The following is an 11877-nucleotide window of genomic DNA, read 5'->3' on the forward strand; positions in this document are numbered from 1 at the left end:
AAACTTTGATGATAAAACGGTATGATTACCCTTTGAGCATATAATAAACTGAAACTGACAACCATCGTCACACTGACTGATTTTAATAGTGGACTGAAGCAAATGACCAACTGGATTCCGCTGGGAAACGCCTATGATATTTCTCCCGGCACGCGCAAGGCCTACACTGTCAAAGGAACCGAGATTGCCGTGTTCCATGTGGCTGACGGAGATCAGCCGGGCACTTTTTACGCCATCGACAATGCCTGCCCGCATCAGGGCGCTTCCCTGATTGAGGGAGAAGGGTGTGGCACGGAAGTGACCTGTCCTTTGCATGACTGGAACTTCGATGTCGCCACGGGCGAGTGTCATGACTTTCCTGATTTCGCGTTGACCCGCTTTGACCTCAAAGTAGAGACGGGCGTGTTAATGGTCGACGGTGCAGCGTTCGGCGATCCAGGCCCGCCGGCGAATCTGTTTCTGGTTCGTTATGGCGCGATGGGCTGGGTCGATCACTTTTCTGCAGAACCCGAAGACGACTATCCCCACCGTACTGCCGTTCTGATTGAAACCAGCCGCGGAGAAGAAGTCGGCGAAATTCTTTCGGCAGCAGGTCAGATGGAAAAACCACCGACTGCCGCCGGCTCCATCATCCGTGAATTCCTGCCCGCCGATCAGGCAACCCTGACCAGCCAGGAAGATGTGACATTGCGCGTCTTCCAGGATTGCCAGACCCTGATTCAGGAACGGGGCATGCCGACCGAAATCATCGACTGTGAGCAACTGTTCGATCAGCAGACCGTCGTGCTCTATTACCTCGGAAGCCGCATGCCGGCACTGGAAATCCTGGCACAGGAACTCAATGCCAACTATGCCTGGCGAATTGTATTTCATCCGGTCGACGAAGCGCCTGCAGCCTCCGGCTGTTCCAGTGGCGGTTGTGGCTGCGATGAAAAATAACCAACCTGTCGAATGACCTCCCTCCACACATTGTTCCAACACAGAAAACGGAAGACACCATGAGCAACCCCATCAATCGCCGTTCTTTTCTGGGTACTTCACTGGCAGCGACCAGCCTGGGCCTGACTGCTGCTGACTCCGTGACCGCCGCTGATCAAAAATCAGCGAAGCCTGCAACAACACAGAAGCCGATTCAGAACGAAGTCATTTTGCATGCCCGCAAAGTAGCGCTCGACATCTTAAAACCGAGCAAGAAACAACTGGAACATGGGCTGGAACTGCATGCCGATTCACTGGTCTTCGATTCATACGGCTTTGCCCCCCGCGCTGCCGTGGATGGAGATCGCCTGGCGGAAGCGATTAACAATCACGCGTCGACCGCAGAAATTCAGGACCTGCGGGAAGACATGTCGATGACTCGCTGTGTGACTGACCCCGCCGAGCAGCGCGAATTCAAAGAAGCCTTCGATGCTTCTGGCGTGACCTGTATCTTTCAAAACGCTGGCGAAGAAGGACAGGACCCCATGCGGCTGATGAAGCGACTGGCCCGCTTCACCTTCACTACCGACATGCTCTCCGACTTTGTTTCCAAAGCGGTTACACCTGAAGATATCGTGCAGGCAAAACAGGAAGGACGCCATTGTCTGTACCTGACAGGAAACGGAGTCCCCTTAACACAACAATGGGAAACCACCACCGACGAAATGAAATACATGCGGATCTTTTTCCAACTGGGGATTCGCATGATGCATATGACTTATAACCGCCGCAACATGCTGGGAGATGGATGTGCTGAACCAGCGAACGCGGGACTCAGTGATTTTGGTCGCACTGTTGTGGCAGAAATGAATCGACTGGGCATCATTCCCGATGTTGCACACTCGGGCTGGCAGACCAGCCTGGAAACGGCACAAGTATCGAAAAAACCGGTTGTCGCCAGCCATTCCACCTGTGCTGCCATCCACAAACATATCCGCAGTAAACCCGATGAAGTCATCAAAGCCATTGTCGAAACGAATGGTCTGATCGGCATCTGTTGCATTCCCCGCTACCTGGGAGGCAAAGGAGATATCAGCGCCCTGCTGGATCATGTCGATTATGTGGTCAAGAACTTCGGGATCGACTATGTCGCCATTGGTACTGACGTATCTTACACCTCTCGCAATAATTCGCTGGAACGTAAAAAAGTGCCCCGCGCCCCGCGGTCGCGCACTGCCTGGCGCAGCCTGTGGCCTAAAGATCCTTTCGTTGAGACACCGGAAATGCGAACCAGCGTCTCCTGGACCAACTGGCCGCTGTTTACGGTTGGCCTCGTCCAGCGCGGCTACTCCGATGCGGACATTCAGAAAATTATTGGCGGCAATGTATTACGTGTCTGTCAGGAATCTCTGACCTGAACCGAATTCCATTTTTCTCCCTGCAAGGGATCTATGACGATGCGAGTTTTAATTACAGGTGCCGCCGGTTATGTCGGTCGCTACTTCGCCGCGCACTGGCAACCGAAGACAGACCTGGAACTGGTGCTGGCAGACATTCATCCCCTTGCCGATGATCCCCGGTTTATCAGCCTCGATCTCACAGATCCGGTGCAAACCCGCGCGGCGCTGGACAACATCGACGCCGTCATTCATCTGGCGAAGCAGGCTGACGAAGGTCCGCTGGAAGGGGATGAGTTGAATGGAAAACGTTTTGATGTGAATGTGAAAGGCACATTCAACCTGCTGGAAGCAGCCCGCGCTGCCGGCGTCAAACGCTTTATCTTCACCAGTACGGTGATGACGGTCCTGGGCTACACAGCACCGCAATGGGTGGAATCAGACGCGGCACCGTTGCCCGTGGGCTCGTATGCGCTCACAAAACAACTCTGCGAAGTCATGTGCCAGCATTATGCACGCGAATATGGCATGTCGATAGTCTGCCTCAGGATCCCCAAGCCAATCGACCTGGAACATCCACTCTGGAAAACCCACCCGCTACGGCCTCAATGGGTGCCATTCCCCGACCTGCTGCAGGCGTACCAGAAAGCATTAACCGCCGAGATTTCCGGCTGCGAAGTCATCACCATCGTAGGTGAAAGTTCCAAACGCCGCTGGGATCTCAGCAAAGCAGAAAAACGACTCGGTTACCAGCCGACACTCATTCCCGAAGAACTGGGCTACACCATGGGAACCGAAGATCAGCCCATTCCCACGGAAGACCATTATGCCTGAACCGGAATCTTCCGGTAGACTGTGTCCAGTTTTACTGTAGCGACTCCAGGACCTTCAGACCGAGTATATTCGATTGAGAGACGCTATGGTTATCTGTGACGCGCTCTAGCAGCGGTTATTGTTCCACGCGACAGTAAGGCAGGCTCTTTTCGAGCTTGGCAATTCCCTCTTCAGTGATTTCAGTACCATCGATATATAGGGTGCTCAGATTCTTCATCTTTTTGAGAGAAGTGATGCACTTGTCGCTGACGTCCGTATTGCGCAGATTCATATCCACGATATTTTCGAGGACTTTGATCTCAGAGATACCGGCATTGGTAATCTGAGTATCATTCAGTTCCAGCCACTCCATATCTTTCATCTTAGTCAGATACTTCATCCCATCGTCAGTGATTTGCGTATTACGCAGCCACAATCGCTGCAGGCGGGTCAACCCTTTAATCTGCTTGAGACCGTCATCTGTAATCTGAGTATCACGCAGAAGTAACACACGCAGTTTTTTAAGCGGCTTAAGATGCGCCAATGCTTCATCGGTGATCTGTGTCTCAGATAAGCCCAGAGTTTCCAGGCTCTTTAAACCAGAGAGGTGTGCCAGCCCGTCCGCTGTAATTTCCAGACCAGTCAAAAACAGTTCTTTCAGACTGTCCAGTCCTTTCAGATGTTTCAAACCTGCATCGGTGACTTTGGTGCGCGACAGGTTCAGGATTTCCAGGTTCGACAGTTTCTTAAATTCCCCCAAGCCTGAATCAGAAACAGGAATCCCATGCAGCGTGATCTCACGCAGGCTTTTCAAGGACTTCAGATGGACCATGCCCTCATCAGTCACTTTGGAGCCAGAGAGATCCAGCTTTCGCAACTTGGACAGGCGGGCCAGGTAAACCAGACCAGCATCGACCAGCTTGGAACCCGAAAACGAAACCTGCGAAATGTTGCCGTTGTAATCCATTTTCAAGTTCGCACTGATTTCTTTCAGCGACTTGATATCCGTTTCCAGCGTTGATTCCTGGGGAATTTCTTCCTCTGAACCGGTGGCAGCTTTACTCATATTGATTGCCTGTTTCGAATTGGTATTTCTGACTCAAATCAGGCTACTTTCACCCTGAACTACTATCCATTAGTGCAGTTTCTCCCGATTTTGTTTCTAACACTCGCCAATTCTAATATACACATAATCCCAAAACTTCGCATGTGAACGGACGATTTTTCTTCGGGAATACTGGTCTGAAATGCCTTGGGGAGCGTCACATTTCGATGTCAAACGTGTACAGGCATCTAAAAGCAGGCATCGAACCGCCCGGCCCTCTGCGAAATGCGGGCGGCTCTGGAAACGACCTGTCTGCTATTTGACCTGCTTGCCAAACAACAGAAGTTCATCAAAATTGCCGGTATCATCGAATGAGCCAATTCCGACGCGACCGGTCAGAAAGGTTTTGTCAGTCGCGGTCATCACCGGCTCCTGCATGTTGTCAAAATAAATTTTGATCGAACCGGATTCCGTGTCCCGTACAACGCGGGCATGATGCCATTCATCGTCCCAGTCGGTACCGGCTGTCGTTTTGGTGGAAATCTTCGTCCGGGGTTTGTTATTAACAATAAAAATCTGGTTGGCATGATCGTCCATTTTTTTGCCGAGATGTACATAGTAAAAATGGGCATCATCCTGGTACCCGAAAAACAGGCACAGGTCGCGATGTCCATAGTCGGGGATCGTGGACTGCAATTTCACGTCGAAGAGAAAGTCGCTGACATCAATGTTCTTCAGCAAAGCACGATTATAAGGCGAACGGACCGGGGGCTCGAATTTGCTTCTTTTTTTCGTCAGGCTGAAAACATGATTGTCTCCCTGGTGAATCATCTTCCAGGCTTTGTCATCGGTCAGTTCCCAGTGATCGGCTTTACCCGATTCAAAATTCTCATGAAACAACAGAGGCAGCCCCTGCATCATTTTGGGAACCTGATCGGGCTCATATGTTTTCAGCGGGGCAGGTTCTTTGGCTGACAAGGCAGGGGGGTTCGCAGAAGATATCAGCATCAGACCCGTAATCAGGCTGGCGATGGTCAGAAGACGTAACATGGATTGGCTCCCGTTCATGAAAAAGGCGCTGTCGCAGGATTTTGTGTATTGCCAGAGGTGCACTGCGAAAGAGGACTGCATTTCGATGGAACTTCAGCTTCTAGAGCGCATCTCATTTACCATTGCGTGTCCCGATCTATTTAACTCGGTCCAAATAGCCTTGGTGACGCTCTAGTAAAACTGGACACAGTCTATCAGACAGGATTGCCAGCGAATTTTCAAGCATCAGGAGACACCTGACCGGCAGGTCGCGGACCAGGCTCGCCATTTCGACCCCGTGGAGGCCGATTACCGGGGCGGCCACCGGGGCCATTAAAGCGGCGTTCTTTCATGTCCTGCATACGTTCCTTTACTCCTCCCCGGCGAGGGCCGTCAAACTGATTTTTCAGATCACTTTCAGGGATGAAATCAGAAATCAGCTGCTGCACCTCACGAGAACGCTGATGAATCGACTGCCGGACTTTTTCGGGCAACTGAGTCTGCAGGTATCTGTATTTAAGTTTTTCCTGCATCTCATCAGGCGGATAACGCATCAGGTGACCTTTCGAGTCGCGGTCCAGTGACTCGAAGAACTGCTGTAACTTACCTTCAGACGGCTGAATTGTATCCAGCTCCTGTTTGACTGACATCATCAGCTGATTCACAAGCCCCTTGGCTAAGAAGAATATGACGGTCATACGTTTCTGATCGCCTGGTCGTAGCTTGCCCCTGAAACCACGAAAGTCTTCATTCTCTCGCAACTGGTACTTCTGATCATCCAGCAGTTGAGAGATCTGATCGACGGTTTCCGGGGGAGGCCAGTCAGAGCCATTTCGATCTCCACTCTTTCTCTTAGCGCGAACCGCAGTCTGTAAAACTGCCAGTGACTGCGCAAACTTTGAGAATTCCGCTTTTGATTTCGGATATTTGACAGGTTCCGGCAGGCTTCGTTCAAGAATCCCGATCGCTTTGTTAAATGTTTCCGGAGCGGGATTCTGGACCCAGAAAATGAATCTCAGCGGAGGCTCCCTGAAATCCAGATTCATGATTTTCGCGAGTTCAAAATAATTCCGGCCACTTCTGCGGCGGTCCGGCGATTTCTGCTCTGCACGGAATTTACGAATCAGTTCCATCCGCTCACGCGTCGTTTCTGCTTTCCGCAAATCTTCCTGTTCCCAGGGAGAGAGTGTTTTGACCCACGCATCATAGGCGTGCATCACACGATTGAGTTCCGGCTGACTGCGTGTCGCTTCATGCAGCTTGCGCAAGCGCTGTTGTTCTTCCGGAGACAGTTTCTGGAATTTATCGTAGTTGCGTTTTAACTGCGCCCGTTCGGCGGGAGCCATCGCTTCGATCTTTTTGCGGTTCTCCTGTTCCGATTCATTTTCCGAATCGGCAGCTCCCACAAGCACCATCACACAGACCAGCAGTCCGCAAGCCAGACCGGCAGCGCGCAGCGCCAGCAACCACAGTTCAGATTGTCCGTCCGTCACCTGTGCAAAATTCCGTTTAGCGTTTTTGCTGTTGTGCGATTTCATCGAACGTTCCTGACTTTTTTAATTCTTCCAGAAACTCCAGGCTTTGTACTTCTGAATATGTATCCAGATTTTCGATAAACGAAAACTCTTCCAGCAGGGGATCGGATTCATCGGGGACCCACTGGTTGGTCAACAGGTAACCGATCGCCACCGAGCACGCCAGCCCCACCGTCCAGCCTGCTGCAATCAGAACTCTGCGAAGTTGCTGTTTTGATTTGTTGCTCAGGAAACCGGAGCGTTTCTGTTCTTCTTCCGCCAGCGCTTCGAGTTGCACGGTCTTGATCGTGGAAAGCGTTTTGTCGGTAAATTCCTGAGAGGCTTTCGCAATTGGTAATTTATCCAGTAATTCCCAGGTCCGTTCCAGGCCGTCAACGTGCGCGCGTGTTTCTTCATCTGTCGACAGTGACTGCTCGACTTCGATCGCTTCCTGCTCGGTTACCTCGCCATCGAGATAAGCGACCAGCTTTTCGAGTTCCTGATTCTTCAATTCTTTTTTCATCGTAGGACTCTATAACGCAGACCTGATTGCATTAACCGTTAATATGTTTTTCCAGCTGAACACGCAAATTTTCACGCGCACGCGATAATAATGATTTGACTGCTGCTTCCGAGAGTTTCATGGACGTGCCGATATCGGCATAGCTCATGCCCTCAAATTTATGTAACAATACCGCCATCTGCTGTCGTTCGTTGAGGGTTTCTAAAGCCTGGCGTACTACAGCCTGGGTCTCTTTCAATCCTGCCTGACGCGTCGGCATCATCCCCGATTTTTCCATCAATAACTGCTCTTCAGGACGGATTCCCAGGGGACCGGATTCCTGGGGACTGAGGGTGACTTCTTTGCGTCGGCCTTTGTTCCGCCGCGAATTGCTGGCCAGATTATTGGCAATCCGAAACAGCCATGTGGAAAACTTCGCCTTGGGTTCATACTTGGCACGTGACCGATAGATCCGTAAAAAGACTTCCTGGGCCAGATCTTCGGCTGCTTCCTGATTTCCCAGCAGATGACAGAAAATTCCAACAATCCGGTCCTGGTAATTGGCCACCAACTCGGTGAACGCACCTTCATCGCCATCTCTGGCGCGCAGCATCAACTGCACATCAGGGTCGCGTAAGTAGGGTGAGTTCACGATTTCCGTTGTAACCACGACTGACTGCTGACTCCCATCTTTCGGGGTAAATGACCCGCCTGTACTAAACACGCCGCATCACAAAAAGTTTCTCACAGAGTTTGGGAGAAACCCGCTTTTTGTCTGTTTTCATGCAAGATTGTAACCGTTATCGTCGCTAAACTGACAGGTTAACACAAGTAGCCGCCAATAGAAATTTCATTCCTGAATCGCATTCACTCCTGTTAATCTGGTTTAACAGGTAGTCCGCAGATTTGTCATGGGTAAGATAGAAGCAGCCTCTTTTTTTACTGTGCATCACCATTTATTCTGCTTCCTGCTGACAAAAGGGCCCTCTGAGGAAGTTTTATGACTCTAAACACACTGCCTGTGAGTTATTGCACCAACGTACATCCCGGGTTAACCATCGCAGAAATCCTGCACAAACTCGACGAATTCACGCTGCCGATTCAACAGCAGTTAGGTGCCCCGCTTGCCGCGGGCCTGTGGCTGGCCGAACCAGTGATCGAAGAAATTCTCTCGACGGCTGACGGAATCACACGCTTCGCCGAGGAAATTCAAAAACGCGATCTGACCTGCTACACCTTGAATGCGTTTCCCTATGGTAACTTCCACAGTGAGCGCGTTAAAGAAAATGTTTACCTCCCCGACTGGTCACAGCCGGAACGTCTGGAGTATACCAAAGGCTGCGCCCGCGTCCTGGCAGCGCTACTGCCGGAAGATGTGGAAGGCAGTATCTCCACAGTGCCCCTCGGGTTTAAAAAGTTTCAGCACGCTCCCGATTTCAGCAAAGTCTGTATTGAACAACTGATCGAACTGGCAACATTCCTCAAACAACTGAAAGAAGAGACCGGACGCACTATTCGCCTGGCGATTGAGCCCGAACCCTTCTGCGTGATCGAATTCACGCATGAACTGATTGTCTTCTTCGAGCGACTTTATGAACGGGCTGCGGAAAAGCAGTTGCTGGGAACCGTCCGCGAATATCTGGGAGCCTGCTACGATGTCTGTCACCAGGCGGTGGAATTTGAAGACATCCCCGGTTCGATTCGGCAGATCACCCATGCAGAAATCCGCATCAATAAAATTCATATTTCGAACGCCATCGAACTCGATCACCCCGGCGAGAATGAAGCAGGACGGGAATTGCTGGCAAAGTATGCAGAGCCCCGCTATCTGCATCAGACAATCGGCAGCCTGCAGAACGGCGACCTGTATCGTATTGTAGATCTCAGTCGGGAGTTTCTGCTCGATCCGGACCCCCGTCTGAAAGAAACCGAAAAACTGAGAGTACATTTTCATGTACCCGTCGATGCCCAGTCGCTCGGCCCGCTGGGGACAACATATCGCGAATTGCGGCAGGCGCTGGCAACCGTCAAAGAACTGGATTATGCACCGCATCTGGAAGTCGAAACCTATACCTGGGAAGTCTTGCCTGGAGATCAGAAACCCACGCTGGTCGAAGGATTAACGCGCGAACTGCAGGCGGCCCACACTCTTTTGAATACACTTTAAGTGATGTGATTCAACCATGCGAGAATTATTACTCGAACTTGAAAAAGCCGTCCGGGAACAGCGCCCCGTCTGTTATACCTGCCTGGTTGAAACCCGTGGTTCGACTCCTCAGAAACCAGGCGCGGCCATGCTCATTTTCGGTGATGGCGCGCAGGCAGGGACACTGGGAGGCGGCTGCGTGGAAGCGGAAGTCAAACACCGTGCGCTAAGACTGATTGACGCGGACTCCCCGGAAATCATGACGTTTCAACTCGATAATGACTACGGCTGGGATGACGGCCTGATCTGCGGCGGCCGCATGAAGGTACTCGTTGATTCCGTCAAAACCGCACAGGATCTGCAATATTATCAGCACATGTCGCAACTGCTGGAAAGTGACCAGGGTTGCACGGAAGCGATTGTTTTTCAGCCTGAATCTGCTGAAGGGGACACCGAACCTGCCCGATTTCTGATTGATGCGGAATCGAATATTGTCGCCACCCGCGGCAGCCAGGAACCGCCGTCTCGACTGTTTGACGGTTTGAAACCAATTAAAAACCGACCACGACCTTACGTTAATCAGGGCATTGCCTATCTGACTTTTCATCAGACCTGCCAGCTCGTCATTGTCGGCTGTGGTCATATCGGCCAGAAGGTCGCTGAGCTGGCCAGTGATGTCGACTTCGATATCATTGCCGTCGATGATCGTCAGGAATACTGCAACGCCGAGCGTTTCCCGACCGCAAAGCAGCTGATCGTAGGATCGTTTGATACCGCTCTCAGCAAGCTGTCTGTCACTCCGGACACTTTCATCATTATCGTCACCCGCGGACACAATCATGACGAAGAGGCGCTGGGTCATCTGGCAGTTACAGACGCGCGGTATATCGGAATGATCGGCAGTAAACGAAAAGTGAAGCTCATTTTCGAAGACCTGCTAAGACTGGGAACGCCACGCGAAGCACTCGCGCGGGTGCACGCCCCACTGGGATTTGATATCGGTTCACAGACGGTACCCGAAATCGCAATGAGCATCGTCGCCGAGCTGATCGCCTATCGTAACCTGGATGCACTTCCTGAGGGTTACCAGAGACCGAGCCTGGTGGAGGACATTAAAACGCCACACGCCGCCAATTAACTTCAGCAGGGAAGCGCGGAAGAAAACTTACTCTTCCCAATCCTCGGGATCTTCGTATTCCCGTTCCTCTGCGGAGCGGACTTCATTGGTCTTGGCATCGCCTCGGCGGAACACGGCAACCACATCCTCAATGGGAACGACAAACAGCACATTGTCCGGTTCGAAATCCACGGGAATCGCATCACTGGGGTTAAACAGCACTTTGTCGTATTTCTTGACCGGAAAATCGTCATCCCGTTCAATCTGCACGCTGATTTCTACAACGCGCCCCGTGATGTTCGGAATCTCGGCTTTATCGGGAAGTACAATCCCCCCCTTGGTCGTCTGACGACTTTCGTCTTTACGAATAAGAATTCGCATACCCAGAGGTTCAACCCAGTCAGACACTAAAAATCTCCCCGTTTCTTTTCCATTTCATGCGGATCAACCAACGATCCCGGACATTTTGACGGAGTGCATTCGATTCCGTCTGTGGTCAGGCCAGAGCACATCACATTTTAGCATGGCATCTCTGGTAGGATTATAGTCGGTCCAAACTCCCCTGAAGACGCTACGGAAAACCGAACACACTCTAAAACAACCTCGCTAAAATAACCTTGTGCAGGCCTGAAACACAATCATAGTCCATGCTCCCCCTGAAAAGAACCCCGAAAATGAAGACTGCTGTTCCGTTTACGTACAATTTGACGGGTCTCAAAGCCTCAAACCCTGCTCATTCCCTCATCAGAAATCTAATTGGCGAGTGCCCTACGTCGATTTTTTTTGACTTTCTAAAGCTTTAATCAGTGAGTTTTCAACTACTTCGCGTTCTTCTATAGTTGATTAAATAACTTGTACATCTATAAAGTGACTAAAGAGACCAGAAATTTTACCCCTCAGAGGATCTACTTTGATCCAGGTTTTATTACATCAGGAGACAGAAATGGACAAAGAGAAAATGATTGCCAACCTCAATGAGGACCTGGCAAGTGAGCTGGCTGCGATCATTCAATATACCACCTATGCGGCGAAAGCTACCGGCCCCTACCGACCACAGCTGACGCAGTTCTTCCTGGCGGAAGTCCCCGATGAACTGGGACATGCCCAATATCTGGCAAATAAGATCGTAGCGCTGGGCGGTGAGCCTGTCACTGTTGCCGGTAAAGTCACTGAAGCACACAGCAACCATGAAATGCTGGAAGCGATCCTGGCAGCCGAAAAAGAAGCCACAGCGGGTTATACCAAACGCGCCAAAGAAGCCGAAGAATTTGGCGATAAAGGCATGGCCGTTCAACTCGAAGATATGGTCCGCGACGAAAGCGGACATGCGGAAGAAGTCGAACGCATCCTGCGAGACTGGCCGCTATAAACACAAGCCGGCTTTTAGATCTCTATT

At 51.2% G+C, this 11877-nt stretch carries 12 protein-coding genes; 6 read left to right on the top strand and 6 right to left on the bottom strand.

Annotation, left to right across the window (positions count from 1 at the left end; all coding sequences use genetic code 11):
- The first annotated feature begins 102 nt into the window (after positions 1-102).
- From ACN0YH_RS12095 to ACN0YH_RS12105, 3 genes are read left to right on the top strand one after another with little or no spacing between them, the layout of a single operon-like run.
- Positions 103-939, top strand: coding sequence for a Rieske 2Fe-2S domain-containing protein (locus tag ACN0YH_RS12095; protein WP_417379820.1), 837 nt, complete (start codon positions 103-105; stop codon positions 937-939).
- A gap of 59 nt (positions 940-998) precedes the next feature.
- Positions 999-2336, top strand: a complete 1338-nt coding sequence (locus tag ACN0YH_RS12100; RefSeq protein WP_417379821.1) for a dipeptidase — start codon at positions 999-1001, stop codon at positions 2334-2336.
- A 39-nt stretch (positions 2337-2375) separates the two neighbouring features.
- Positions 2376-3149, top strand: coding sequence for an NAD-dependent epimerase/dehydratase family protein (locus tag ACN0YH_RS12105; RefSeq protein WP_417379822.1), 774 nt, complete (start codon positions 2376-2378; stop codon positions 3147-3149).
- Positions 3150-3264: 115 nt separating this feature from the next.
- On the opposite strand, the gene ACN0YH_RS12110 is transcribed toward ACN0YH_RS12105, so the two are convergent.
- The 5 genes from ACN0YH_RS12110 to ACN0YH_RS12130 all read right to left on the bottom strand — a co-directional run bounded on the left by ACN0YH_RS12110 (position 3265) and on the right by ACN0YH_RS12130 (position 7888).
- Entirely contained in the window at positions 3265-4194 is a 930-nt protein-coding gene (locus ACN0YH_RS12110; protein ID WP_417379823.1) for a leucine-rich repeat domain-containing protein, read from the bottom strand.
- A gap of 294 nt (positions 4195-4488) precedes the next feature.
- Entirely contained in the window at positions 4489-5223 is a 735-nt protein-coding gene (locus tag ACN0YH_RS12115) for a hypothetical protein (RefSeq protein ID WP_417379824.1), read from the bottom strand.
- A gap of 218 nt (positions 5224-5441) precedes the next feature.
- Positions 5442-6740 (bottom strand): hypothetical protein, encoded by a 1299-nt coding sequence (locus ACN0YH_RS12120; protein WP_417379825.1) that lies wholly within the window; start codon positions 6738-6740, stop codon positions 5442-5444.
- Complete coding sequence (locus ACN0YH_RS12125; protein ID WP_417379826.1) at positions 6712-7239, bottom strand: anti-sigma factor family protein; 528 nt, start codon at positions 7237-7239, stop codon at positions 6712-6714. The genes ACN0YH_RS12120 and ACN0YH_RS12125 overlap by 29 nt, the downstream gene beginning before the upstream one ends.
- A 31-nt stretch (positions 7240-7270) precedes the next feature.
- On the bottom strand, positions 7271-7888 hold the full coding sequence (locus tag ACN0YH_RS12130; RefSeq protein ID WP_417379827.1) for an RNA polymerase sigma factor: 618 nt from the start codon (positions 7886-7888) through the stop codon (positions 7271-7273).
- A gap of 330 nt (positions 7889-8218) precedes the next feature.
- On the opposite strand from ACN0YH_RS12130, the gene eboE reads away from it, so the two are divergent.
- Complete coding sequence (gene eboE / locus ACN0YH_RS12135; protein ID WP_417379828.1) at positions 8219-9385, top strand: metabolite traffic protein EboE; 1167 nt, start codon at positions 8219-8221, stop codon at positions 9383-9385.
- A gap of 16 nt (positions 9386-9401) precedes the next feature.
- Positions 9402-10502: an XdhC family protein gene (locus ACN0YH_RS12140; protein WP_417379829.1), complete on the top strand. Its 1101-nt coding sequence runs from the start codon at positions 9402-9404 to the stop codon at positions 10500-10502.
- 27 nt (positions 10503-10529) lie between these two features.
- On the opposite strand, the gene ACN0YH_RS12145 is transcribed toward ACN0YH_RS12140, so the two are convergent.
- Entirely contained in the window at positions 10530-10889 is a 360-nt protein-coding gene (locus tag ACN0YH_RS12145) for a co-chaperone GroES (protein WP_197995601.1), read from the bottom strand.
- Between the two features lie 535 nt (positions 10890-11424).
- Between ACN0YH_RS12145 and ACN0YH_RS12150 the strand changes: the two genes are divergently transcribed.
- Complete coding sequence (locus ACN0YH_RS12150) at positions 11425-11850, top strand: ferritin-like domain-containing protein (RefSeq protein ID WP_417379830.1); 426 nt, start codon at positions 11425-11427, stop codon at positions 11848-11850.
- Positions 11851-11877: the final 27 nt, after the last annotated feature.

It is taken from the genome of Gimesia sp. (assembly GCF_048262075.1).
In the GTDB taxonomy this organism is placed as follows: Bacteria; Planctomycetota; Planctomycetia; order Planctomycetales; family Planctomycetaceae; genus Gimesia.

Coding starts and splice junctions, on each gene's coding strand:
- ACN0YH_RS12100 (WP_417379821.1), top strand. CDS start 999: ATGAGCAACCCCATCAATCGCCGTTCTTTTCTGGGTACTTCACTGGCA.
- ACN0YH_RS12125 (WP_417379826.1), bottom strand. CDS start 7,239: ATGAAAAAAGAATTGAAGAATCAGGAACTCGAAAAGCTGGTCGCTTAT.
- ACN0YH_RS12140 (WP_417379829.1), top strand. CDS start 9,402: ATGCGAGAATTATTACTCGAACTTGAAAAAGCCGTCCGGGAACAGCGC.
- ACN0YH_RS12120 (WP_417379825.1), bottom strand. CDS start 6,740: ATGAAATCGCACAACAGCAAAAACGCTAAACGGAATTTTGCACAGGTG.
- eboE (WP_417379828.1), top strand. CDS start 8,219: ATGACTCTAAACACACTGCCTGTGAGTTATTGCACCAACGTACATCCC.
- ACN0YH_RS12150 (WP_417379830.1), top strand. CDS start 11,425: ATGGACAAAGAGAAAATGATTGCCAACCTCAATGAGGACCTGGCAAGT.
- ACN0YH_RS12110 (WP_417379823.1), bottom strand. CDS start 4,194: ATGAGTAAAGCTGCCACCGGTTCAGAGGAAGAAATTCCCCAGGAATCA.
- ACN0YH_RS12115 (WP_417379824.1), bottom strand. CDS start 5,223: ATGTTACGTCTTCTGACCATCGCCAGCCTGATTACGGGTCTGATGCTG.
- ACN0YH_RS12105 (WP_417379822.1), top strand. CDS start 2,376: ATGCGAGTTTTAATTACAGGTGCCGCCGGTTATGTCGGTCGCTACTTC.
- ACN0YH_RS12095 (WP_417379820.1), top strand. CDS start 103: ATGACCAACTGGATTCCGCTGGGAAACGCCTATGATATTTCTCCCGGC.